19 protein-coding genes and 2 tRNA genes are annotated in these 24,588 nt (G+C 65.6%); 15 read left to right on the top strand and 6 right to left on the bottom strand.

Annotated features, from left to right (window positions below; translation table 11 throughout):
• The first annotated feature begins 14 nt into the window (after positions 1 to 14).
• From tssC (QM672_RS25710) to QM672_RS25765, 12 genes are all read left to right on the top strand, one after another.
• The gene (tssC, locus tag QM672_RS25710; RefSeq protein WP_311933454.1) at positions 15 to 1,496 is read left to right on the top strand and encodes a type VI secretion system contractile sheath large subunit; all 1,482 of its coding nucleotides are present in this window, start codon (positions 15 to 17) and stop codon (positions 1,494 to 1,496) included.
• A gap of 80 nt (positions 1,497 to 1,576) precedes the next feature.
• Complete coding sequence (gene tssC, locus QM672_RS25715) at positions 1,577 to 2,965, top strand: type VI secretion system contractile sheath large subunit (RefSeq protein WP_415086065.1); 1,389 nt, start codon at positions 1,577 to 1,579, stop codon at positions 2,963 to 2,965.
• Positions 2,962 to 3,783, top strand: coding sequence for a type VI secretion system accessory protein TagJ (locus tag QM672_RS25720; RefSeq protein ID WP_415086007.1), 822 nt, complete (start codon positions 2,962 to 2,964; stop codon positions 3,781 to 3,783). Before tssC (QM672_RS25715) ends, QM672_RS25720 begins: the two co-directional genes overlap by 4 nt.
• Positions 3,776 to 4,285 (top strand): type VI secretion system baseplate subunit TssE, encoded by a 510-nt coding sequence (gene tssE, locus QM672_RS25725; RefSeq protein ID WP_311933458.1) that lies wholly within the window; start codon positions 3,776 to 3,778, stop codon positions 4,283 to 4,285. Before QM672_RS25720 ends, tssE begins: the two co-directional genes overlap by 8 nt.
• Positions 4,278 to 6,056 carry a type VI secretion system baseplate subunit TssF gene (tssF, locus tag QM672_RS25730; protein ID WP_367624113.1) on the top strand — a complete coding sequence of 593 codons (1,779 nt, stop codon included), beginning with the start codon at positions 4,278 to 4,280 and terminating at the stop codon, positions 6,054 to 6,056. The genes tssE and tssF overlap by 8 nt, the downstream gene beginning before the upstream one ends.
• A 16-nt stretch (positions 6,057 to 6,072) precedes the next feature.
• Entirely contained in the window at positions 6,073 to 7,068 is a 996-nt protein-coding gene (tssG, locus tag QM672_RS25735; protein ID WP_415086011.1) for a type VI secretion system baseplate subunit TssG, read from the top strand.
• Between the two features lie 10 nt (positions 7,069 to 7,078).
• On the top strand, positions 7,079 to 8,341 hold the full coding sequence (locus QM672_RS25740; protein WP_415086013.1) for an FHA domain-containing protein: 1,263 nt from the start codon (positions 7,079 to 7,081) through the stop codon (positions 8,339 to 8,341).
• A complete protein-coding gene (gene tssK / locus QM672_RS25745; protein ID WP_311933462.1) occupies positions 8,338 to 9,678 on the top strand; it encodes a type VI secretion system baseplate subunit TssK in 1,341 nt (446 codons plus the stop codon). The genes QM672_RS25740 and tssK overlap by 4 nt, the downstream gene beginning before the upstream one ends.
• A gap of 13 nt (positions 9,679 to 9,691) precedes the next feature.
• Entirely contained in the window at positions 9,692 to 11,194 is a 1,503-nt protein-coding gene (gene icmH, locus QM672_RS25750) for a type IVB secretion system protein IcmH/DotU (protein ID WP_415086016.1), read from the top strand.
• Complete coding sequence (gene tssM / locus QM672_RS25755; RefSeq protein WP_415086018.1) at positions 11,191 to 14,661, top strand: type VI secretion system membrane subunit TssM; 3,471 nt, start codon at positions 11,191 to 11,193, stop codon at positions 14,659 to 14,661. Before icmH ends, tssM begins: the two co-directional genes overlap by 4 nt.
• A gap of 9 nt (positions 14,662 to 14,670) precedes the next feature.
• Positions 14,671 to 16,056, top strand: a complete 1,386-nt coding sequence (gene tagF, locus QM672_RS25760) for a type VI secretion system-associated protein TagF (protein ID WP_415086020.1) — start codon at positions 14,671 to 14,673, stop codon at positions 16,054 to 16,056.
• Positions 16,053 to 16,976, top strand: a complete 924-nt coding sequence (locus tag QM672_RS25765) for a protein kinase domain-containing protein (RefSeq protein WP_415086022.1) — start codon at positions 16,053 to 16,055, stop codon at positions 16,974 to 16,976. The genes tagF and QM672_RS25765 overlap by 4 nt, the downstream gene beginning before the upstream one ends.
• Positions 16,977 to 16,988: 12 nt before the next feature.
• On the opposite strand, the gene QM672_RS25770 is transcribed toward QM672_RS25765, so the two are convergent.
• Both QM672_RS25770 and QM672_RS25775 read right to left on the bottom strand, forming a co-directional pair.
• Positions 16,989 to 18,230: a polysaccharide biosynthesis/export family protein gene (locus QM672_RS25770; protein ID WP_311933468.1), complete on the bottom strand. Its 1,242-nt coding sequence runs from the start codon at positions 18,228 to 18,230 to the stop codon at positions 16,989 to 16,991.
• Between the two features lie 390 nt (positions 18,231 to 18,620).
• Positions 18,621 to 18,697 (bottom strand) — tRNA-Pro (locus QM672_RS25775).
• A 144-nt stretch (positions 18,698 to 18,841) separates the two neighbouring features.
• On the opposite strand from QM672_RS25775, the gene QM672_RS25780 reads away from it, so the two are divergent.
• Positions 18,842 to 18,916, top strand: a tRNA-Gln gene (locus QM672_RS25780).
• A gap of 157 nt (positions 18,917 to 19,073) precedes the next feature.
• The gene (locus tag QM672_RS25785; RefSeq protein WP_415086024.1) at positions 19,074 to 19,553 is read left to right on the top strand and encodes a hypothetical protein; all 480 of its coding nucleotides are present in this window, start codon (positions 19,074 to 19,076) and stop codon (positions 19,551 to 19,553) included.
• A 5-nt stretch (positions 19,554 to 19,558) separates the two neighbouring features.
• Here QM672_RS25785 and QM672_RS25790 read toward each other — a convergent pair whose 3' ends face one another.
• Together QM672_RS25790 and QM672_RS25795 are read right to left on the bottom strand one after the other, a co-directional pair.
• Positions 19,559 to 20,092, bottom strand: coding sequence for a 2,4'-dihydroxyacetophenone dioxygenase family protein (locus tag QM672_RS25790; RefSeq protein WP_415086026.1), 534 nt, complete (start codon positions 20,090 to 20,092; stop codon positions 19,559 to 19,561).
• A gap of 4 nt (positions 20,093 to 20,096) precedes the next feature.
• On the bottom strand, positions 20,097 to 20,804 hold the full coding sequence (locus QM672_RS25795; protein WP_367624124.1) for an SDR family oxidoreductase: 708 nt from the start codon (positions 20,802 to 20,804) through the stop codon (positions 20,097 to 20,099).
• Positions 20,805 to 21,100: 296 nt separating this feature from the next.
• Between QM672_RS25795 and QM672_RS25800 the strand changes: the two genes are divergently transcribed.
• Positions 21,101 to 22,354, top strand: coding sequence for an ROK family protein (locus QM672_RS25800; protein ID WP_311933475.1), 1,254 nt, complete (start codon positions 21,101 to 21,103; stop codon positions 22,352 to 22,354).
• An 18-nt stretch (positions 22,355 to 22,372) separates the two neighbouring features.
• Here the strand turns inward: QM672_RS25800 and QM672_RS25805 are convergent, their stop codons facing one another.
• The gene (locus tag QM672_RS25805; protein WP_415086029.1) at positions 22,373 to 23,227 is read right to left on the bottom strand and encodes a 23S rRNA (adenine(2030)-N(6))-methyltransferase RlmJ; all 855 of its coding nucleotides are present in this window, start codon (positions 23,225 to 23,227) and stop codon (positions 22,373 to 22,375) included.
• Positions 23,224 to 24,423 carry a low temperature requirement protein A gene (locus QM672_RS25810; protein WP_415086031.1) on the bottom strand — a complete coding sequence of 400 codons (1,200 nt, stop codon included), beginning with the start codon at positions 24,421 to 24,423 and terminating at the stop codon, positions 23,224 to 23,226. Before QM672_RS25810 ends, QM672_RS25805 begins: the two co-directional genes overlap by 4 nt.
• Positions 24,424 to 24,588 lie beyond the last annotated feature (165 nt).

Genomic DNA, 24,588 nt, shown 5'->3' on the forward strand with positions numbered 1-24,588 from the left:
ACGAGGATCGAGCCATGAATGCCAAGACCCAAGCCAAGCGTGACGTCGTCGTCGAAACGACAGCGGAAGAGAACCTGCTCTCCAAGGTCGTGTCGGCCACCCGCCAGACCGAGCCGGATCGCGCCCAGGACCTGCTGCGCACCCTGACCGACCAGGCCCTCAAGGGCACGGTGGTCTATGACCGCAACCTGACTGTGACGCTCAACAACGCCATCGCCGCCATCGACAAGACGATCTCGCGCCAGCTCGCGACGATCATGCAGTCGCCCGAATTCACCAAGCTCGAGGGCGCCTGGCGCGGCCTGAACTATCTGGTGAAGAACTCGGAGACCAGCGTCAATCTGAAGATCCGGGTGCTCAACGCCTCCAAGCGTGATCTCGCCAGGGACCTGTCCAAGGCCGTCGAGTTCGATCAGTCGCGCCTGTTCAAGTCGATCTACGAAGACGAGTTCGGCACCCCCGGCGGTGAACCGATGGGCGCGATCATCGGCGACTACGAGTTCGACAATTCCTTCGACGACGTCCAGCTGCTGCAGGGCCTGTCCTCGATCGCAGCGGCCGCCTTCGCGCCCTTCATCTCGGCTGCGAGCCCGCGCATGTTCGGCTTCGAGGACTATCGCGACCTGGCGCGCCCGCGCGATCTGGAGAAGATCTTCGAGACGGTGGAATATGCCAAGTGGCGTTCGCTGCGCGAAAGCGACGATTCGCGCTTCGTCACCCTGGCCCTGCCCCGCGTGCTCGCCCGCATGCCCTATGGACCGAAGACGCATCCCATCGACGAATTCGGCTATGACGAGACCGGCGATTCCAAGACCGGCGAACTCCCGCACGACAATTATTGCTGGATGAACGCCGCCTATGTGATGGGAACGCGTCTGACCGAGGCCTTTGCCAAATTCGGCTGGTGCACCGCCATCCGCGGCGCCGAGAATGGCGGCAAGGTCGAGAACCTGCCGATGCACATCTTCTCCAGCGACGATGGCGATCTCGATCTCAAATGCCCCACCGAGGTCGGCATCACCGATCGGCGCGACGCCGAACTCGGCAAGCTCGGCTTCCTGCCGCTGTGCCACTACAAGAACACCGATTACGCCGTGTTCTTCGGCGCCCAGACCGCCCACAAGCCCAAGCTCTACGACCGGCCAGAGGCGAATGCCAACGCCGCCGTGTCGGCCCGCCTGCCCTATATGATGGCGACGTCGCGCTTTGCCCACTATCTCAAGGTGATGGGCCGCGACAAGATCGGCTCCTTCATGGAAGCCAAGGATTGCGAAGCCTGGCTCAACCGCTGGATCTCCAACTATGTCAACGCCAATGACGAGGCCGGCGAGGAAACGAGGGCGCGCTACCCGCTGCGCGACGCCAAGGTGACGGTCCAGGAAGTTCCGGGCAAGCCGGGCTCCTACAATGCCGTGGCCTGGATGCGCCCCTGGCTGCAGATGGAGGAACTGACGACCTCGCTGCGCATGGTCGCTCGCATTCCCGCCAAGAACTGAGCCGGCGAACAGACAGTGAGCCGTGCCGCCGGCCCGCCCGGCGGCACCTTCGGCTTTCCTTCCGAAAGCCATCTCCGACGATAGGTTTCGAGAACTTGCTGCGAGGCAGAGCAGATCGGCTCATCGCCCTGATCGACGAGGCGCTGAATCGCCAGGTCAACGCGATCCTGCACCATCCCGAATTCCAGGCGATGGAGGCACGCTGGCGCGGACTGGCGATGCTGGTGCGCGTCGCCTCGCGCTCGAGCGAGGTCAAGATCAAGCTGCTCGAGCTGAGCTGGAAGGAGCTGGCGCGCGGCATGGAACGCGCATCGGACTTCGACCAGAGCCATCTGTTCGAGCTGGTCTATAATCGCGAATTCGGCATGCCGGGCGGCGAGCCCTATGGCCTCATCATCGGCGATTATCACCTCTCGCCCACCGATCCCCAGGGGGGCGGCGATGTGGTCGGCACGCTGACCCAGTTGGCCCCGGTGGCGGCGGCCGCATTCTGCCCCTTCGTGGCCGGCGCCTCGCCGCGCGCGATCGGGCTGGAGAGCTTTTCCGAACTCAACCGCGTGCAGGATCTTCATTGGCTCGACAGCAGCCCCGATCGCATACGCTGGAACCGCCTGCGGACCCATGAGGATACGCGCTTCCTCGGCCTGGTCGCGCCGCGTGTCCTGATGCGCCAGCCCTACGAGCCCTATTCGCGCCGGCGTGATGACGGCTTCCCCTTCCGCGAAGCCGTATCGGCGGATGGCGCAAGTCTGCTGTGGGGCAATGGCGCCTTCGCCTTCGCCACCATCGTCATCCGCAATTTCATCCAGTCCGGCTGGTTCGCCGACATTCGCGGCGTCACCCAGGACGCGGTGGACGGCGGCATGTTGAGCACGGCCGAACTCGCCGCCTATGATTTTGCGACCGAAAGCGAGGGCCTGTCCGCCCAGCCGCCGGTCGAAGTGCGCCTGACCAGCGGACAGGAGCAGCAATTCTGCGATCACGGGCTGGTGCCGATCGGCACCACCTACATGTCCGCATCGGCGATCTTCAACGCCAACCAGTCGCTCCATGCGCCCCAGCATTACGCCAATGAAAATGCGCGCCAGAACGCGCGCCTTGCCGCCATGCTGCAATATGTGCTCTGCGCCTCACGTTTTTCCCACTATCTCAAGGTGATCATGCGCGACCAGGTCGGCCGGCTGGCCGACGCCACCGCGCTGCAACGCAAGCTCGAGGACTGGCTGTCGGGCTATACGCTCGGCAATGACGATGCCGACCTGCCCCTGCGCACGCGCTATCCGCTGCGCTCGGCGGGCATTGCGGTCGAGGAACTCGCCGGCAAGCCAGGCACCTTCATCTGCACCGTGCGGCTGCAGCCGCATTTCCAGCTCGACGACGTGTCGACCAGCTTCCACCTCATTGCCGAAATGGCGCCGCCGACGAGTGGCGTCGATACGGCCTCCCCGCCCAGAAGGATGACCGCATGACGCTCGCCGCCAGCATCGCCAGTTCCCTGTCCGAAGGCGCCCTGAGCCAGGCGCTCGACGATGCCAAGGACCATGTGAGGGCCCGTCCCTCGGACAAGGACGCCCGCCATCTCTATATCGACCTGCTCGTCCTCGCCGGGGACTATGAGCGGGCCGATACGCAATGCAGCCTGGCCGTGACCCTGGCGCCGCAGGACACCATGGGCTTTGCCCTGTTGCGCAACCAGCTGCGGGCCATGGCGGCCCGCAAGGCCTGGTTCGAGGCCGGCGCCGTGCCGGAATTTCCCCAGGGGCCGAGCGCGCTCGACAAGGCCGCCATCGAGCTTGCCATCGTCCATCGCGAGGGTGGCGCGGCGAGACCTGCGCTGGAGGCACTGGACCGGCTGCGCGGCGAACAGCCGATGCTGTGGAACGGCAAGCCGATCGGCGACTTCCGGGACCTCGACGATCGGGTGCCGCATGCGCTCGAAGTCATCATGACGGGCGGCGCCTATCTGTGGATCGACTTCGCCAAGATCGCCTCGGTGGTGGTGGAACCGATCGCCCGGCCGCGCGACCTCGCCTTCCGGCGGGCGGAGCTGTCGCTGATCGACGGCGCGTCCGCACCCGTGCTGCTGCCGGCGATCTATCAGGGTACCGAAGGCAACGAGACGCTCTTGCTGGGACGCGAGACCGAGTGGGTCGCCGAACCTTCGGGCATCACCACCGGCCGCGGCCAGCGTTGCTTCCTGGCCGGCGACGACTTGGTCTCCTTCCACGACATGCAGGCCCTGGGCATGCCGGAAGTCGCCCGTCACAAGCAGGCTGCCCATGGTTGATCCGCTCGAACGGTTCCGGGCCCGCGAACAGGTCCTGTCGCGCTCGATCCTCGATCGATTGCTCGACGCGACACCCGATCTCGTCCAGGACCCCGCCCTCAGCCTTGCGGACCAGGCGCGGGAGATGCGCGAGGCCATCCGCCGCGACCTCGAGGCGCTGCTCAATACCAGGCGCTGTCCGGCCAGCCCGCCGGACAGGCTGGCGGAGCTCGGGGACGCGCTGGTCAGCTACGGCGTGGAAGGGATCGTCTCCGCCAATCTGGTCACCGACGAAGCCAAGCTGCAGCTGGCACGCGCCATCGAGCGGCGCATCGCCCTGTTCGAAACGAGACTGTCGAACATCCGCGTGACCATCCTCAAGAATCGCACCCAGGGCGAAAGAGCGCTGCGCATGCGCATCGAGGCGACCTTCCGCCTCTATGACGGCATGCCGCCGATCAATTTCGAATCGACCATCGATCCCACCAGCCAGCGCTTCCAGGTGGAGGCGGCACATGGCTGAGGGGTTCCTGCGGCGCTACAATGAGGAATTGTCGGCCTTGCGCCGGCGTGCATCGCGGTTTGCCGATGCCTTCCCCAAGATCGCGGGACGCCTGCGCTTGACCGGGGAGGTTGCCGACGATCCCCATGTCGAGCGTCTCATCCAGAGCTTCGCCTATTCGGCAGCCAGGGTGCGCCAGAAGCTCGACGACGAATTTCCCGAACTCACCGACGGCCTGCTCGAAACGCTCTATCCGCATTATCTCGCCCCCCTGCCCTCCATGAGCATCGTGCGCTTCGCACCGGGCGAGTCGCTGGCCGCCATGCAGACCCTGCCGCGCCACACCGAGGTGCAGGCCGAACCGGTCGGCGGCGAGACCTGCCGCTTCCTGACCACGCAGGATGTCGAAATCGCGCCGGTGGAAGTCACCGCGGTCACGCTGTCGGGACAGCCGATCCAGGCCCCCCTTTCCCGCCATGCCGGTGCGGCCGGCTGTCTGCGGCTGTCGATCCGTTCCCTGGCAGGGCGGCGTCCCTTGTCGGAGCTCGGGGTCAAGCGCCTGCGTTTCTACATTGCCTCGCCCTGGCGGCAGGCGAGCGCCTTGTACGAATTGCTCGTCAACCACACGCAGGGCATTGCACTGGCGCGCCATGCCGACGACGACAAGGCGATCTTCCTGCCGGCCGATCACCTCAAGCCTGTCGGCTTTTCGGCCGACGAGACCATGCTGCCCTATCCCAGCACGAGTTTTACCGGTTACCGCCTGCTGACGGAATTCTTCGCGCTGCCGCAGAAATTCCTGTTCTTCGAGATCGACGGGCTGCAGCGCTGGCATGGCGACGGGCTGGAGATCTTCGTCTATCTCGGCCAGACGGACGGCAAGCTCGAGCGCTCGGTTACCAGCCGGGATCTGGTGCTGCACGCGACGCCCGTGGTCAATTTGTTCCGCCAGACCTGCGAGCCGCTCGCGCTCGACGGCACGCGCACCGAATATCGGCTGCTCTCCGACTCGCGTCGGCAGCGGACACGCGAGATCTATTCCATCGAGAAAGTGACGCTGACGGGATCGAAGGGCGAGCAGCAATCCTGCCAGCCCTTCTTCGGCCGCACCCAGCGGTCAGGCGCTGCCGCCGCCTATTGGCAAAGCTATCGGCGCTTCGACCCCGACGACGGCACCTGCGATCTCGACATCGCCTTCGTCGACCACAACCGCCGGGTTACCGGCAATATCGATGCCGTGGCCAGTGTCGACGCCTGGTGCCTCAATCGCGCTCTTCCCGAGCGCCTGCCCTTCGGAGGCGGCCACCCCCATCTCAAGCTGGCGCTCGGCAACGAGGCGGTCGGGCGCATCGAGGCGTTGATCGCCCCGACACCCGCCGTGCGCATGAACGACGAGGATGGCCGCAACTGGCGACTGATGTCGCATCTCCTGCTCAACCATGTCTCGCTGTTCGACAATGGCGGGGCGGCGCTCAAGGACATCCTCTCGCTCTACGCCTTCCGTGACCTGCCGGAGACCCGCCAGCTCGTCGACGCCATCATCCGGGTGGAGGCGCGAGCTGCCACCGCTCGCATCCGGGGCGGCATGGTGCCCGGCACCGAGATCACCGTGGAATTCGACCCGGCCGCAATCGATCGCCCTTCCGCCTTTCTGTTCGGCAGCGTGCTCGATCGCTTCTGCGGCCTCTACACCTCGGTGAACAGCTTCACCCGGCTGACCGTCTCCATCAAGGGCCAATCCAAGCCGATCGCCACCTGGCCCGCCCGCGCGGCCGAGCGGCCGCTGCTGTAGGAGGCCCTTGCACGCCATGCTTCCTGATCCCAACACAGACAGCCTTGCCGACCTGCTCGAACGCGACCCCGGCCGTTTCGAGCCGACCACGGCCTTCCGGGTCGCCCAGGCCTCCGGAGAGCAGCTTGCCATCACGGCGCATGGCGGTGTCTCGCCGGCCGCCCTGCCGGTATCGGGCTTTCGCCGGAAAGAAGGTGAGGCGACGCTGCGCAGCGCCCTCGCCGGGCTCGCCGGACCGTTGGGTTCGCTGCCGCCAGCCTATAACGAACTCGTCATGCGCGAGGAACGCAACAAATCCTCCTCGCTCGCGGCCTTCCTGCAATTGTTCGGCGCCCGCATGGACGAACTGTTCGTCGATGCCTGCGAGAAATACCGGCTCGCCCGGCTGCTGCGCTGGGGAACCCGTGAAGGGCGCAACGGCTTCATCAAGACATTGCTGTCCCTCACCGGTTTCGGCACTGCGAGGCTGCGGGAGCGCAGCGGCACCGACGACGACGTGCTGCTGCGCTTCAGCGGCTTCTTTGCAGCGCGAACCCGCAATGCCAGCAATCTGAGAGCCATGCTGTGCGAAGTGAGCGGCCTGCCGGTCGAAATCGAGCTCTTCCAGGGCCGTTGGCTGAGCGTACCCGAACACGAGCAGAGCCGGATGACCCGGGCGGCCACGGTGCGCCTTGGCGTCGATGCCATGGCAGGCTCGGCCATCCGGGACCTCTCCAGCACCTTCCGCGTGGTGATCGGTCCTCTCGACTATCGAGACTATCTGTCTCTGGCGCCAGGGAGCCGCAATATCCAGGAACTCTTCGCGCTTACCCGCCTGTTCGTCGGTTGCGGGCTCGATTTCGACATCCAGGTCGTTCTCAAGAAGGAGCACGTTCCTTTCTGTCAGCTCGGCCAGGCGGGCGATCCACCACGCCTGGGCTGGAACAGCTGGGCACGCATCGCACCGGCGGCACGGGACAGCGACGATGCCGTCATTACCGAGCGCCAGGCGGTGCTTCAACCGGTCTCGTGAGGAGATGGCCATGCGGTTGGAACTCAAGCAGGTCGAAGCAAACGGAGCCGGGGCGGGCACGCCACCCTGGGTGCTGGAACGCGGGCGCCGGACGCTGGGACGATCGGTCGATTGCGACTGGCAAGTGCCTGACGCCGGCCGCACCGTCTCCAAGCTCCATTGCACCATCCTGCGCGATCGCGACGGCTATTTGCTGCGCGACGAAAGCGCCAATGGTACCCGCGTGGACGGCGTGCTGGTCCTGGAGGGCGAAACTGCTCGCCTCCGGCATCAAACGCGCCTCGAACTGGGGGGCCATGCCTTCGCGGTATCGGTCACCGGCGAGGCCGACCGCGACATCGTCGACCCCGATGCCGGACTCGCCGTCAGTTCGGAGAACCTGACGATCACCGCCATCCTTGCCGATATCGCGCCGGGCGGGCAGACGGCGACCGGCGTGATGGGCGGGCGTCTTTCCGACGACTGGCCTTTGGAGCAGCCGAAAGCCTCCCAGCCCGCGGGACGCAAGCGCGAGGCCGCTCCCTCCTCGCGTCATGTCGAGATCGGCTGGAGTGGGCCACCGGATCCCAGGGCGATCAAGGCGGTCCTGCCGGATGACTGGAACGAGGATTTCGACTACGGCAACCGCCTCGAACATGGCCGGGCCACTTTCGTGTCCGTACCCATGGCCCGCGACCGCAGCAAGGATGGCAGCGGGGCAGCACCGGCAAGTAACGACGGAAGGCAGGTGGTCGTGCCCACTGAGCCGGACGAGGAGCCCGCCGATTTCCTGGCCGCCATGGCCGCTCCCTCTTCCTGGCTGCCGCGCTGCGACGGCCTGCTCGCCCAATGCGAAGAAGCGCTCGAGAAGGCCTTCGTCACCTTCGAGATCGGCGCCGAGGCCTTGGCACCAGCACCGGACGTCTTCGGCCTCACTCGAGAGGAAGCCCTGCTGGCACGGCTCGAAACCCTGCTGGCGCGCCAACAGGCACTCGCGGAGGCGCTCGGCACCTTGGTCCGCGAAGTCGGCCCCCAATTGGAGCCACGCATCGTCGAGGCGAGCATCGATGCCCGTGCCATGGGCCTGCCCTGGCGCCGCAACGGCGCCTATTGGCAAGCCTATCGCCAGCAATTCGAGGCCGACGGCCGGGATCTCTCCGTCCGCGACCTGTTCCGCAGGGCAATGCTGCGCTCCCTCGACCCGGCTAGGAACGAACCAGGCGGCAGCGAGCCGGCCAGGACCGGGCACAGCACCGCACACAGCACGACAAGCAAGGACGACGAAGTCGCATGAGAAACGAAAACAGGGTGGCATGGAGCGAGGGAATGTTCCTTCGCGTGCAGCATTTCCAGCAGGCCGACCGCTGGACGGAGCGGCTCGTTCGAGCGACCACGCGTGAGCTTGCCGCCTACCCCTGGGGCATTGCCGAGATCGGCATCGATCGCGGTGCCCTGGCAATCGGGCAGTTCGCCTTGGCGAATCTGCGCGGCACCCTGCCCGACGGCACGCCGTTCGAAGCGCCCTTCGATACCGACCTGCCACCGCCGCTCGAGCTCGACGAGGCCACCAAGAACGCCATCATCTATCTGGCGCTGCCGGCCCGCCGGCCTGGGCGCGCCGACATCGCCGTCAATGGCGGGGCTTCCTCGTCGGGGGTGCGTTTCGTCGCCTCGCACTACGAAGCGCCCGACGCCAATGTCGAGACCGACTTCATGGCGCCCATCGATGTCGGCCGGCTGAGCCTGCGTTATCTCAAGAGCGGCGACGACCTCGCCGGCTACGAACTGATCGGCCTTGCCCGCATCATCGAGGTGCGCTCGGACAAGGCCGTGCTGCTCGATCCCGACTACATCGCCCCGTGCCTGAATTGCGCAGCCGAAGCGCGGCTCAGCGAACTCATGGCCGAACTCCTCGGTATCGTGCGCCACCGCGCGGCGGCCATCGCCGAACGTATCGGCGATCCTACCATCCGAGGCACGGCCGAAGTCGGCGATTATTTCCTGCTGCATATCCTGAACCGGGCCGATCCGCTGCTCAGCCACATCGCTGCCAATGCGACGCGGATCCATCCGATGACCTTCTACGAGCATTGCATCCAGCTCGCCGGGGAACTCGCCACCTTCACCATGGATTCCAAGCGCGCCAGCGAGTTTCCGCCCTATCGGCACGACGACCTCAAGGCGACCTTCGCCGCCGTGTTCGACGATCTCAGGACCTCGCTCTCGGCCGTGCTCGAACAGGCGGCCGTCGCTATCGAGCTCGCCGAACGCCGGCATGGCGTGCGTGTGGGCACGATCAACGACCGGACCCTGCTCAAGGATGCCGGCTTCGTGCTGGCCGTCAGGGCCGAGATGCCGGCCGAGGAGGTGCGCCGCCGCCTGCCGGCCCAGATCAAGGTCGGCCCGGTGGAGCGCATCGCCGAACTGGTCAACGTCGCCCTGCCCGGCATTCCCGTCCGGCCGCTGCCGGTGCTGCCGCGCCAGCTGCCCTATCGTTCGGGCACCATTTATTTCGAGCTCGATACCAAGAACCCGCTGTGGAAACAGCTCGATACGTCGGGCGCCATCGCCCTCCATCTCGCCGGCGACTTTCCGGGTCTTGAGATGGAGCTCTGGGCCCTGAGGGAGTGAAGGAGGCCAGCCGATGAACAAGGCAACGACAGCCCCCTGGCAGTCCCTGCCGACGGTGGTCGAGCTCACCGAGGACGGCGCCAGGAAGCAGCAGGTCGCCCGCAAGATGGCCGAGATGCTGGACGATGCGCCGCAGGATGCCGCGGGTCCGGCCGAACCATTGCGCTCGGGCGGCTGGTCGGCCGACACGCTGGTGCGCAATTTCCGCTTCGGCGGCGAGGAAGTCCCCACCATCGTGGCCTCGGCCGCACCCCTGCTCAATCTCGCCCATGCCTTGCGCCACACCGCGGACCAGCCCGACATAGAACAGTTGCGCCGCACCACCACCGAAGCGATCAACCGCTATGAGCGCGATCTCGCCGGCGCCCGCATCAGCCCGGAGCGGGCGCGCGCTGCTCACTATGTCGTCTGCGCCACCGTCGACGACGTGGTGCTCAGCAAGCCCTGGGGCGTGCGCGCCGGCTGGGCCCGCTCGGGCCTGGTCTCGACCTATCACATGGACGTCACCGGCGGTGACAAGGTCTTCGACCTGCTCGACCATTTCCACCAGAGCCCGGGCGCCAACAAGGATCTGCTGCTGCTGATCTATCTCAGCCTCTCGCTCGCCTTCGAAGGCCGCACCCGCGTCTCGCCGCGCGGAGCGCTCGAACTCAGCCGCATCCGCGACAGCCTCTACAAGACGCTGCTCGGCCAATATGGCGCCTTCGAGCGGGAATTGTCGCCGCACTGGCGCGGCGTCATCGCCAGGCACAAGCCGTTGCGCACCGCGGCGGCGCTCTGGACGCTGCTCAGCATCCTCGCGCTGCTTTTCGGCCTCGGCTACCTCTTCTTCTCGCTGTCGCTCGACCGGGCTTCGGACGGCACTTTCACGCGCCTGGCCAACCTGCCGCCCAACGAGGCGCCCAGCATCTTCATCCCGCCGCCTCCCAAGGCGAAGGATCCTGCCCCAGTCCAGGTCCAGGCCAAAGCGGAGATTCCCCCGGAACCTGTGGGTGTAACGCGCATCCGGCAATTCATGAACTTCCTGCAGCCGGAGGTCGACAAGAAGCTCGTGACCTTGTGGAACGACAATGGCCAGGTGCTGGTCCGCATCAACAATGCCGGCCTGTTCGATACGGGCAAGGCTGACGTCAAACCCGGTTTTCAGGATCTGATCGACAAGATCGGCGTCGCCCTGGCCGCTTCTCAATTCAGCGCAAGGGTGATTGGCTACACCGACAACCGGCCATTCAACGGCAATCGACGCATCCGCGACAATCAACAATTGTCAGAAGAGCGGGCCGACGCCGTCGGCAACATATTGAAGACCTACGCTCGCGACCGCATCACCACCGAAGGCCGGGGTGAAGCCGAACCGATCGCCTCCAACGATACAGACTCGGGACGCGCGCAGAACCGCCGCACGGAGATCCTGGTGATCGGCAAACCCGAGGATGGCTATACCGGTTCGCCTCTCGTGATGAGCCTGCCGGTTGTCGATCGCAGCGTCATACGGCCGGGAGGCGCCACGCCATGAACCCGCTCAGCTATTATTATACGATCCGCTCCTATGTCGAAGCCTATGGCACGCTGCTCGGCCAGCGCTTCCTGCCCATCGTCTGGATCGCGGCGCTCTGCCTGATCATCTGGTTCTACGGCCACCTCATCGGCTATGGCGAATTCTATCCGCTTGCCAGCGCGACCAATCGGCTGATCGCCATCGGCATCGTGCTGGTTGCCGGCCTCGCCTATATCGGCATCAGCATCTACCGGGCCCGCAAGCGCGACAAGGCGCTGGTCGCCGACCTCGAAAAGAGTGCGGAGGCGGAAGCCGCCGCCAGCCAGCAGGCCGAGGTCAGCGAAATCCGCGACCGCCTGAAACAGGCCTTGGCACTGCTGCGCCGCGTCACCAAGAAACGCTTCGGCTATGTCTATGAACTGCCCTGGTATGTGATCTTCGGGGCGCCCGGCTCGGGCAAGACCACCGCCCTCACCCATTCGGGCCTGAAGTTCCCGCTGGGCGATGCGCTCGGCGCCAATTCCGTGCAGGGCATCGGCGGCACGCGTAGCTGCAACTGGTGGTTCACCGACGAGGCCATCCTGATCGATACGGCCGGCCGCTACACCACCCAGGACGATCTCAACGGCAGTTCCAAGGCCGGCTGGGAAGGCTTCCTGACCCTTCTGAAGAAGCACCGCCGCTCGCAGCCGGTGAATGGCGCCCTGGTCACCTTGTCGATCGCCGACATCCTGACCCGCGAGCCCACGGCACGGCTGGAAGAGGTGCGCGCCATCCGCCAGCGCCTGTCGGAGCTCGACGAATACCTGCAGGCCCGCGTCCCCGTCTATCTCGTGCTGACGAAATCGGACCTGCTCACCGGCTTCGTGGAGTTCTTCGACGGGTTCAATGCCAGCGACCGCGAACAGGTGTGGGGCACCACCTTCGGTCTGGACGAGAGCTACAAGGCCGACGATCTGCCCGAGCGTTTCCTGGAGGAATTCAGCCTGCTCCAGCAACGTGTCGACGCCATGCTGATCGAGCGCCTGCAGCAGGAACCCGACAGCGAGATACGTGGACGCATTTTCCGTTTCCCCGCCGAGCTCGCTGCCCTCAAGGAGCGCCTGCACGAGGTGCTGGTGGAACTTTGCGCAGGATCGAAGCTGGTCGAATCCCCGCTGCTGCGCGGCATCTATTTCGCCTCTGGAACGCAGGCGGAGGTGCCCGGCGCGGCCGGTGCTCCACGCATGCGCCGCAGCTATTTCCTGCCGCGCCTGTTCAAGGAAGTCATCTTCGGAGAGGCGGCGCTCGTGGCGCGCGACAAGCGGCTGACCCGCCGCCAGCTGATGCTGCGCCGTATCGCCTATGGTGTCTCGGCCGTGGTGCTCGGCGTGGTCTTCTCGAGCTGGATCGCAACCTATTTCCAGAATTCCCGCGCCCTGGCGCAGGCCGACGAACGTATCAGCTCCTATGAGAAGCTGGTGCAGGGCATCCCGGTACGCGACGTCAACGACACCGATTTCCTGCGCATTCTCCCGGCGCTGAACGATATCAGAGGCGTGACCGATGGCTTCTCGGGGTCAGATACGTGGCAGGTCGGCTTCGGGCTGGACCAGAGCGACAAGATCGCCGGCCGGCAGCGCGAGGCCTATCAGCGCGCCCTCAATTCGCTGCTGCTGCCGCGCCTGATGGTGCAGTTGCAGAAGCAATTGGGCGACACCTCCAATGTCCGCCAGACCTTCGATGCCCTCAAGCTCTACGGCATGCTCGGCGGGTTGGGCCAGATCGATGCCAAATTCGCCTCGCAGGAGGCCGAGCAGATCTTCGACTCCCTCTATCCCGGCGAGGGAAGGGTGGCCGCCCGCCGCGAACTTCTCCAGCATGTCGAGCAGTTGGTGGCGAGGAGACTGCCGCCGATCGACATCGACCAGACCCTGGTCGCCAAGGCCCGGCAGGCAATCAGCGGGCAGAGCCTGGCGGCACGGGCCTATGACATCCTGGAGGAGAATCGGCAGGTGCGCGCATTGGCACCCTGGGTGCCCGCCGATGCGCTCGGCCCGCTCGGCGAACGGGTGTTCCAGCGCCAATCCAAGGCTGCGCTGCGCGAAGGCATTCCCGGCCTGTTCACCGGCGAAGGCTATCGCTCCGTCGTTTTGCCGGAGGTCGCCGAAGCCGCGCGCCAGGCGCTGGACGAACACTGGGTTCGCGGCGAGCCGCCCAGCGGCGGCATGACGGTGGACAGCCTGTCCCTGGCTGCGCTGCAGCTCTATTTCGACCAGTATGAGAAACGCTGGGCGAGCCTCCTGGCCGATCTGAACATCAAACCGTTCCAGTCACTGGCCGATGCCGCCGATACGCTTCGCGTCCTCTCCAGCGAGCCAGGCCCGATCGAATCCCTGGCCCGTTCCATCGCCAATGCCGCCGACCTCAGGCCCCAGGCGAGCGCCTCCGTGGCGCTGGCCCAGCAGGGTAGCCAGAGCACTGCCTTGAACAGCAGCACGATCAGCGTCCCCGATCCCTATGGCCGCCTGCGCGAAGCACTGGAAACCCCCAAGCAGAGCGAAACCAGCAGCTCGGAGAAGCCACGTTCGCAGATCCAGGCCCTGAAACCCCTGCTCGGAGCCATGTATACCCAGCTCTCGCGGGCTGCAGGATCGACACAGCCGGTGAACAAGATCTTCAACACCGACAGCCAGCTTGCCGCCGCCGTGCAATCCCTGGCGGAAGAGAGCCGACGCTTGCCGCCCCCGATCGACGATCTGGTGGCAGGCCTTGTCGGGGATGTCGGCGCATTGGCGTCCAAGACCGCCCGCAACGAGGCAGCCGACAAATGGGCTGGTGATGGCGCCAGGCTTTGCTCCACCATCATGGCTGGACGCTATCCCTTCGATCGGTCTGCCAGGGAAGACATGGCACTGACGGATTTTGCCCGACTGTTCGGTCCCAAGGGGCTTTTCCCGAGCTTCTTCCAGAACGAACTGCAGGCCTTCGTCGACACCTCGGCCAGTCCCTGGCGCTGGAAGGGTGCTCCCGGGGCGGAGGGGATGGCAAGCGAGGCACTGGCCCAGTTCGAAAATGCCGACGAGATCCGCAAGGCCTTCTTCCCGAATGACGGCGAGATGCCCTCGATCCGCATTACCATGACCGGCCTGTCTCTCAACGATGCGACCGACATGGCCGTCCTCACGACGGCCGGCGAGGGCGTCCGTCTGTTCAAGAGCAACGCCCAGGCCAAGACATTCGAATGGCCGTCGAAGGACACCAAGGCCGAATCCTGGGTGTACATGCCTCCCGGTGACTTCAACCGGAAGATCCAGGTAACCGGCGAATGGGCGACCTTCCGGCTGCTCGACAAGGCCGTGATCACCGCTGAAGGAACCGACCTGTTCAAGGCCCGCTTCAGTCAGGACGGCAGGAGCGCCGAGTTCAGGGTGCAGTTCGGCGGTACGCTCAATCCCTACCGCCTAAAGGCGCTGGCGGATTTCCGCTGCCCTTCGCAATTCTGAGGGCGGGTGATGAGTCAGCGCGGCGCTTCTCACCCTCCCTCGTCCGAGAATGACGGCATCGGCTTTTTCGGCAAGGTGCCGAGCCATGGCGATTTCGTCTCGACCGGTCTCGGTCGCCAGGCCGAGACCGAACTCGTCAACTGGCTGCAATCGGGCCTGCAGGAAAGCGAGCAGACGCTCGGCGCCCAATGGGAAAACCTGTTTCATGCCTCCCCGCCCTGGCGTTTCGTGATCGAGCGATCCTTGTGGGGGCACGCCACCATGGTGGGCATCCTGCTGCCGAGCAAGGACAGGGTCGGCCGCAGTTTCCCGCTGGTGATCGCAGCCCGGCTTGGCAATTATGACGGTCCGGCACGCCTTTTCTGCTTCGACGAGAGCTGGTTCACCGCCGCCGAAGCGATTGCCGAGACCTCGACACTGCGCGATTTCAACATCACGGCCTTTCTGGGCGGGCTGAAGCGCCTGCGCCTCCCCCAGGCCCGGCCGGTGCCGCCACCACCACCCGGCTCTGCCGATAGCCGCGTCTCGCTGTGGTGGACCGTTGAAAGCGGCACCGGACGGGCCAGCGGCTTCAAGACTCAAGGGGCACCACGCGCCGGCGATTTCGTACGCCTGCTGAAAGGCGGCACCCCCACCGTCAAGCCGCCCTCTCGTCCGCCCTCACCGCCTCCGCCGGCCGAGAGAACCGAAACGACGGCCCCGCCCATGGCTGCAACTCCGTTGCCGGCACTGGTGATGGAGCGCGGCTATGCCACGCATGCCGGCACGCGCCTGTCGATCAATGCCGACGCCTTGCTGGTCTCCGATAATCCGCGCCTTTTCGCGGTTGCCGATGGCGTCGGCGATGGCAATGGCGCAGCGGAGGCTGCCAAGATCGTCACCAACACGCTGGCTTATGTCTCGCCGGCCGATACGCTCGAAACCCTTGTGCAGGATGTGAAGGGCAAGCTCGGGCGTGCGCATAGCCTGGTGCAGTCGATTCGCTTCCCGGGCGCGTTGGAGCCTCCAAGCGCCAGCGTCGTCACCCTCGCCCTCGAGAACGGCGACTTCGCCGTGATCTGGGCCGGCAATGCCCGCTGCTATCTGATGCGCGAGGGCATGATGCGCTGCCTGACGCGCGACCATGTCGAGATCGGTCTGCGTTTCGCGCTCGCGCGCAGCATCGGCGCGCCCCGCCAACTGGTGCCCGAGATCGTGCACGACAGGGCCCAGCCGGGCGATCGCTTTCTGCTCTGCAGTGCGGCGCTCGCGCGTGTCCTCGACGAGCGCAGCATCGCCGCCAACATCGCCGAGCAGCCGGCGAAGGAGGCCGCCGCCGCCCTGGTTCAGGAGGCCCTGATCGCCAATGTGCGGGAGAATGTCAGCGCCATCGTCGTGGCTGTCCAGGCGACATGAGCAGCGAACTGCCGCCGGATGACCTGGAGGCGATCGCCACCCGCTTTGCCGCGTTGTGGCAGGCCCTCAGCCGGAGCGGCGCTGAACCACGCACGCCCGCTGAAACCCGTCTGCTGGCCGATCGCGTGCGCGATGCGCTTGATCGGCGCCTCGACAGGCTGGATGCGGTGGAGCCAGGTTTCATCGCCAACAGCTTCGCCCTGGAAGCAATGGTCCATGAGGGCGCTCTCACGCAGATCCATCGCCTGCGCCATCGCGATCTCGGCACCCGCCACGCCCTCAAGACGCTGCGGCCCGACCAGGCCGACAATGTCGTCGCCCGCGACCTCCTGCTGCGCGAGGCCGGCTTCGGCGCCAGACTGCGCCACCGCCACGTCGCCGCCGCCACTGCCGCTTTGCGGCTCGCCGACGGCCGGCCGGCGCTGCTGATGGACTGGCTGCCCTCCAGCCTCTCGGAGCGGATGCGAAAAGCCTCGTTCCGCCGTGACGAGGTGGCCGGGATCGCCGCAGCCCTGTTGTCGGGGTTGGAGGCAGTGCATGCAGCCGGCCTGGTGCATGCCGATCTTGCGCCGGACAACCTGCTCTATGACGGCGAGGATCTCGCCACGCTGCGTATCGCCGATTTCGGCATCGCGCTGGAAGCGGGGCGGCGCCATGGCGATGTCGACCTGGCGAAGGCCGGCCGCGACGGCTTCAGCGCCCCCGAACAGCAGGCGGGCGAGCCCCTCGACGGCCGGGCAGACCTCTATGCCTGCGGGCGGATCCTGCGGGTGCTGCTGGAAGACCGTGCCGATCCACCCCAGGCCGAAGAGCCCTTGCGAAAACTTGCCGGGCAACTCGCCTGTCCCGATCGGGACGAAAGGCCGTCATCGGCAGGCATCGCCCTGGCGATGCTGCACGCAATCCAAAAAGCCTCCTGAGGCCTGCCTGCGTCAGCGGGACGGCAGGTTCAGGGACACACCCGGCGCGGGAGGCGGGCTGGACGGGATTCCTCCGGTCGGCTGCGGGGCCGCCGCCGTCGGCACGCTCTTCTGGAACACGGTGAAGAGCTTGGCGAAATCGACCATGCCGGCATTGCTGGCGAACAGCATGTCGCCGCTCTCCATCTGGACCTGCTGCATCATCAGGAGGCTGGAAGCGTCCCTCATATTGATGCGGAAGATCACGGCACGCGGCGGTGGCGGCGAGGCCATGGCTTCCGGGCAATTGCTGCGCGGCGGCATGGTGCCGCTGCCATAGGGCGAGGGCCGAACCAGCACGCAATCCTTGGTCGTCCAGTAATAGGCACGCTTGCGGAACAGATAGACGTAGCGCGAATCGGCCCGGTCATCGAGCAGACCGCCGCTGCGTGCGATGGCCTGCGCCAAGGTCAACTGGCCCGGTTCGAAATTGAACTCGCCGGCGCTTTTGAACGCTCCCATCGCGGTGAAGCTCGGCGTATTGCCACCCAGGATGACCTGGTCGCCCGGCTGCAGGTAGATGTTCTGCTTGGGATCGGCCATTACCTGGTCGAGGCTCTGGTCGGCGCGCTGATTGCCGCGAATCACCGTCACCGTCGTCGCGTTGGCGGGCCCGGTCGCCCCGCCGGCCCTCGCCACCACATCGAGGATGCGTTCCTTGCCTGAAGCCATCGGCATGCGGCCGGCGGCCCGCACCGCACCGGAAATGGCCACGGCACTGTTCGGACGATCGACGATGGTCACCACCGCCTGGGGATTGACGGAAGAGCCCTTGAGGCTGCCGACGATGCGCTTCTGCACCGATTCCGGCGAGGAGCCCGCCACACGCTGCTTGCCGACGAAAGGAATGTCGATCGAGCCGTTGTCGTCGACGGTAAAGCGGCCGAGATCCAGCGTCTTGCTATTCGTCGGCGAGAACAGACCGTCCTCGCCGGTATCGAGCACGGTGATCTGCAGGACGTCGCCGCGACTGATCTGCGTGCCGGTAAATCCGGCCGAACGCAACGTCGACAGACCGGGCGTTGCCGCAAAGGATGAGGCACCGGCGCCCGGAGCCAGGGCCGTCTGCGCGGCATAGGTGATGTCGATGACCGGAACGCGCTCATTCGTATAAGGCTGGCGCGCATTCAGGAAACTTCCGGCACTCGGGCCGTCGGAAGGGCTGGAGCAGCCACCCAGCAGGACAAGCAGGCCTACGCCCAGCAGCTTCCGCATTCCCAATCCTCATAACGAATCGTTAATCGCACAGATATCCAAATGCCACATTAAAGACAATATCTCTACGCCGGAGACGGAATAACGACAAAGCTTAAACAAGCGGCAATCTATTCGGCACCGAGCCATTGTCATAAAGTTGTTACACTGTATTCAGTTACCCATGTAACAGCCGTGGAGCGTTGAGGCACCCGCTCCGCCATACTTCACGAGACAATAGCTATGCGCTTGTCGAAGACGGTATCATCATGACTTTCAACAAGAAAGACATCGCGATGCTGCTTCGCGTACCAGTACGACGGCTTGGACAGGCGGTTGCACATGCGCCAACGCCACGATGAGCGGCGTCTATGGCTTAGTAATCAAGGATTGGATCTCGGGAAAATCGACTGGTCGGAGTGGCAGGATTTGAACCTGCGACCCCTACGTCCCGAACGTAGTGCTCTACCAGGCTGAGCCACACTCCGTATTCCAGTCGTGGGCGGGTCTATAGCGGGATCATAGGCGAGCCGCAAGCAGGATATGACGTTTTTGCGGAATGAATTTAGGGAGGTGATTTTTACGCTCCCGCCTTGCAGCGTTCCGGCGAACCGGTTATGAGCCGCACCGATTGGGGCGTAGCCAAGTGGTAAGGCAGCGGATTTTGATTCCGCCATTCGGAGGTTCGAACCCTCCCGCCCCAGCCAGATTCTCGATGCCCGACCGGACTTCCATGCCTCCCGCGGGACCAGTGCCCGCCCTGTCGAAGATTTGCGCTCCTACGCTGGGCACAACGCCTTGCGGCCGCCCTTTTGTTTGCGCAGCATGATGCAGCAAATCAATGCGATGGAGGCAAATGTGCGCGTGACGATGGCAGCATTCCTGGCAGGCGCCCTTTGTCTAGGCAGCCTCCCGATTCCACGGGCGCTGGCGACCGAGAAGCCCCCCGCCGACAAGACGGCGCCGGCCAAGCCGGAGGACGCCGCGCCTGCGGCGGTCAAGCCCCCGGCACCCGCCAAGCCGCATGTGCCCGTCAGCCAGGCAGTCGACTATGGCGACATGCGCTGCGGTTTCGCCGTGCGCCGCCGCGATATCCTCGACAGCCAGATCATCGCCTGGGCCGGCGGTTATATCGAAGGCTATGCCAAGGCCAATCCCGGGCACTTCGGCAGCGAACGCTCCCTTGCCGACCTTACGGATCCGGTCGCCCTGCGCACCCATCTGCGCGGCTATTGCCTGAAGCACCGCGACAAGTCGCTCGAGACTGCCGTGCTCGCCATGGTGCCTCGCCCGCATGGCGACAGCAAGCCCGCCACGCCGCCGCAGCACCCTGCCCCCAAATAAGCGTTTCAGCCCCGGATGAAACGCTCGACATAGTCGGCGCCCAGGCCGTTGGCGGCATAGTGGGCCCGACACATGTCGATCTTGGAGAAGACGTCCTCGAACCCCGTCACCTTGCCCCAGGGATCGACATAGATCATGGCGCCGGTGATGTGGAACAGGGTGATCATCTCCTCGCAATCCTCCGGCACCACGAGGGTATGAGTCTCGCCAGGCGGCTCGAACACATAGGAGCCGGTCTCGGCCACCCAATCATGCTCGAGATAGTGCCAGCGCCCCTTCAGGACATGGCCGTGCACCGGCGCCGGATGGCGATGGCGCGAGAGCACGCCGGATTTGCGCACGCGCAGCAGGTTGACCCAATAGCCCTGCCCGGCATGCAGGCAGAGCGGGCGGAACCAGACATTCTCCATCTGCGGCACCCAGACACGCTCGTCATGGGGCAGCACATGCGGCACCACGATCTCGGGGGCCGCCTCCGCGGGCATCGGCAGTTGATAGGGCATCCGGCTCTGGTCGAGCTTGCGGTCGGGCACGGTCATGGCTTCATCCAATCAGATAGCCGCCGTCGACGGGCAGGATCGTACCCGTGACGAAAGCGGCAGCGGGGGAACACAGGAATAGCACGGGCCCGACCAGATCCGCCGGCACGCCCCAGCGCCCAAGCGGGGTACGCGCCAGGATCGGGCCGCTGCGGGCGGGATCCTCCACCAGCGCCCTTGTGAGCGGCGTCTCGATCCAACCGGGAGCGATCGCGTTGACGCGGATGCGTTCGCCCGCCCAGGCGATGGCCAGCGATTTGGTGAGCTGGGCGATGCCGCCCTTGCTCGCGCTGTAGGCCGGCACCAGGCCGCCGCCAAAGAAAGACAGCATGGAGGCGAGATTGACCACGGCACCCGCGCCCGAAGCCGCCAGGGCGCTGCGACAGGCGGCGCAAAGGCGCATCGTGCCGTTGAGATTGATGTCGATCACCTCTTCGAAGATCTCCGGCTCATGCTCGGCACCGCGCCGGATGATGCCGGCGGCATTCACCAGCACGTCGAGACGCTGATAACGCCCGGCCAGCGCGGCGACGGCCGCACCATCCCTGACGTCGAGCTCCACCGTCTCGACGCCGGCAGGCGCGGCCGCTCCGGGCAGGCCTGCGGCCACGACGGAAGCGCCGGCTTCGGCAAATCCTGCCGCGATCGCGGCTCCGATGCCGCTGGTGCCGCCGCTGACCAGCACCAGCCTGCCCTTGAAATCGAATTGCATGATCCATTCACCATAGTGCGCCGGCTCAGGCAGAACCTGTCAATGATCTGACAATACCCCCTGCCCGGCGTCAATCCGGGTGCGACCATGGGAAACGGGACAAGGACTGCGTCGGTTCCTTGACGCGCCGGACGGCACGGTCCCGCATGATGCTTGACACCTTCGCTCTTCTTGAATTTACTCAACGGCAATGAATAAAGAGCGGCGTGGCGACTATGCGCTCGCCCAGAAAGTGGGAGCAAACAAGCGTTCACACCCGAACGTGTCTTGCTCCAGGCGGTAAGGGGGAGGAAGCCATGGCGCCCGCGTCGATGGCGGAACGCGGATTGACCTCCGCGCGCATCCGTCACTACCACCATCGTGTCGTGCTGCAGCGCCTGCGACGCCTGCGCGAAGCCTCCAAGGCCGACCTTGCCCGCGCCGCCAACCTGACCAACACCGCCATCGGCGAGATCGTCTCCGACCTGCAGGCCTTCGGGCTGATCTCCGTTGTCGGCAAACGCTATCACGGCCAGCGCGGGCAGCCGGCGACGCTGCTGCGCCTGGAGCCGACGGGGGCCTATGGCATCGGCGTGCGGATCGACCGCAACCGCATCGAGACCGCCCTGGTCGATCTCGGCGGTCATCTCATCGACAAGCGTTCGCATGACTATCCCCTGCCGGCTCCGCAGGAGGCCCTGGCCGTGGTCGCGGCCGACGTCGCCGATCTCAAGGCCATCGCCGACGGCCTGTCCCCCGGACGCGTGCTCGGCATCGGCCTGGCGCAGCCCTACAATCTCGGAGCCTGGCTCGATCGGCTCAATTTGGAGATCGACACGCTGTCGCTGTGGGAAGGCTATGACTTCGCCGCCGCGCTGCAGAGCCTGACCGGCCTCGACGTCCATGCCGAGAATGACGGCACCGCCGCCGCCATCGCCGAGCTCTTTTACGGCTTTGGCCGGGAATCGGACGATTTCGTCTATTTCTTCATCGGTCCGGCGATCGGCGGCGGCGTGGTGCTGGGCGGCGACTATCGCCGCGGCGCCCAGGGCAATGCCGGCGACGTCGCCATGCTGCCGGTGCCGCCCTCCCGCCTGGCCTCGGTGCCTCCGCCCAAGGGCCCCTATGACATTCTGCTGGCGCGGGCCTCCATTGCCGCCCTGATGCGCCATCTCGGCTGGCATGGCCGCAAGATCGTCGGCCCGCACGATCTGCCGGCAGCCATCGCCGCCAATCCGGCGGCCCTGGAAGAATGGATCGCCGATTGCGTCGACGCCCTGGTCGGGCCGGTCCTGTCGGCACAGGCTCTGCTCGACGTTCCCAATGTGGTCATTGACGGCGACCTCGGGGCGCCGATCATGCAGGAGATCGTCTCGCGACTAGAAACCGCGCTGGCCGCGGCCATTCCCGAGGCACGCAGCGCACCGGTGCTGCGGCTGGGCACCTTCGGCTCGATCGCCCATGCCCTGGGTGCCGCCAGCCTGCCGCTGTTCATCGACTTCGCGCCGCGGGCCACCTTGTCGGCCAGCGCCCGCCCCATCGCGTCGCTGGGAGAGACACGCCTGGCCTGATTCCTCCTCAAAGGCGGATCAGCGCTTTTCTTCTTCCTTCAGCCAATCGAGGCGGATGAGGCCGTTGCCTTCCTTGGCAAAGAGCGGAGCCAGATAGTCGCCCACCGCCCGCAGTTCCTCGTCCAGCTTCCAGGGCGGGTTGAGGATGATCATGCCGCAGCCATTCAGGCGGTCGATGCGCTGCACGGTGTAGCGGCTGAGTTCGAAGCGCAGGATGCGACCGGCGGGCAATGCCGCCACCTTGCGGGCGAAGCTCTCGACCTCGCGCATGCCCTTGATCGGATACCAGATGGCATAGATGCCGGTGGCCCAGCGTCGCAACGCCTGCGCCAGACCCTCGGCGATGGCGCGAAACTCGTTGTCCTCCTCGAAAGGCGGGTCGATGAAGACGAGGCCCCGCCGCTCGGGCGGCGGCAGCAGGCCGGGCAGCAAGGCCCAGGCATCGCCCTCCGTCACCTTGGTCCGCTTGCCGCGGGCGAAATTGCCACGCAGGCGGCTGGCATCCTCGGGATGCTTTTCGCAGAAGACCAGGCGGTCCTGGTCGCGCGTCAGGTCGGCGGCGAGCCAGGGCGAGCCGGGATAGAGCGGCGGGGACTGGGCCATCAGCCCCTGGCAGAGATCGTGCCAGGGTGCGATCAGTTCGGCGACCCGCACCGATGGCGGATTTGCCGCCATCAGGCCGACGCCATCCCGCCATTCGCCGGTGCGGCGGGCTTCTTCGGCTTCCAGACTGTAGAGCCCGGTGCCGGCATGGGTGTCGATCACGCGGAACGGCGCTTCCTTGGCCTTGAGATGGGTCAGGATGCGCGCCAGCACGATATGCTTGAGGACGTCGGCAAAGTTGCCGGCGTGGAAGGCATGGCGATAGTTCATGATGCGTGTTGCGGAGCCTTCGATTTCGCTTTCCTGCTGATATAACCCTCCCAGATCGCCACGACGAGCACGATCAGGGTGGTGATGCCGCTGATCATCAAAAGATCGGTCATGAAGGCGAAAGGCGCGGTGATGGCGAGCGCCAGCAGGCCGACGACATGGGTGATCGGCACGCCGCCATAGATCAGGCGCTTGTAGAGCGCATTGCCGAGCAGATAGATCGCCGGCCCGCCGAAAATCACCGCCATGCCACCGAAATCGACGTGATGGGCGGGGTGGGCGATCGACAAATCGTTGCCGACGGCCGTGACGATGACGCCGGCGATCAGGACGACATGCAGATAATGCGTATAGGCGGCGATCTGTCCGGGCCTGTCGGATTCGACGATCGCCTCGGTCGCATCCTTGGTGGAGATGTCGAAATAAACCCACCACATGGCGATCGAGCCGAGGAAGGCGACGAAGAAGGCGATCAGGCTGGGGGCATCCCAGGCCGCCGACTTGGCCAGGGTGGCTCCGGTGACCAGGACAGATTCGCCCAGCGCGACGATGACGAAGAGCGCACAGCGCTCGACGATATGGCCGCCTTCCACCGTCCATTCCTTGCCGGGATCGGAGCGGCCGAGCCCCGGCAGCCAGAAGCCGAACCAGGGGGCGAAATATTCGCAGGCCACCGCGACGATCCACAAGACGATGCGGGTTTCGCCCTCGGCGAGGCCGCCGGCGATCCAGATGCAGGCCGCGATCAGGTTCCAGCCGATCATGCGCTGGAAATTGCGGGAGATCGGGGTACCTGCACCCAGGCTGAACAGGGCGAAGGCCGTGCGCCCGACCTGGATGGCCGCAAAGCAGATCGCAAAGATCAGCCCGCGTTCCCCGAAGGCCTCCGGCAAGGCGGCTGCCATCACGAGCCCGAGCGCCATCAAGGCGAACAGGCAGATACGGACCGGCGTCTTCTCCGGATCGAACCAGTTGGTGAACCAGCAGGTATATTGCCAGGCCAGCCAGACGGCGAACCACAGGACCAGGGTCTGCAGCGCCCCGCCCCAGGAAAGATGCTCCAGAAGCGAGTGGGAAAGCTGCGTCACCGTGAAGACGTAGACGAGATCGAAGAAGAGTTCCGCATAGGAAACGCGAGCCTCATGACCATCGCGCTCACGTAGAAAACTGGTGGTGCCGCCCTGCTCTGCTGCCATTGTACCTGTCACCTCCGCCCAGCCCATATCGCCGGGAAGCCACTGGAGTGGCAAGAGGGGAAATCGCAGCCGGGCGGCATGGCAGGCAGAAGTCCACGGCTTAGGTCGCCCGCACGTCGGCATCCGCAGCGGAGACGATCGAGGTAGGCCACGACATGACTGGAC

Source organism: Labrys sp. (in: a-proteobacteria) (assembly GCF_047605565.1).
GTDB classification, from domain to species: domain Bacteria; phylum Pseudomonadota; class Alphaproteobacteria; order Rhizobiales; family Labraceae; genus Labrys; species Labrys neptuniae.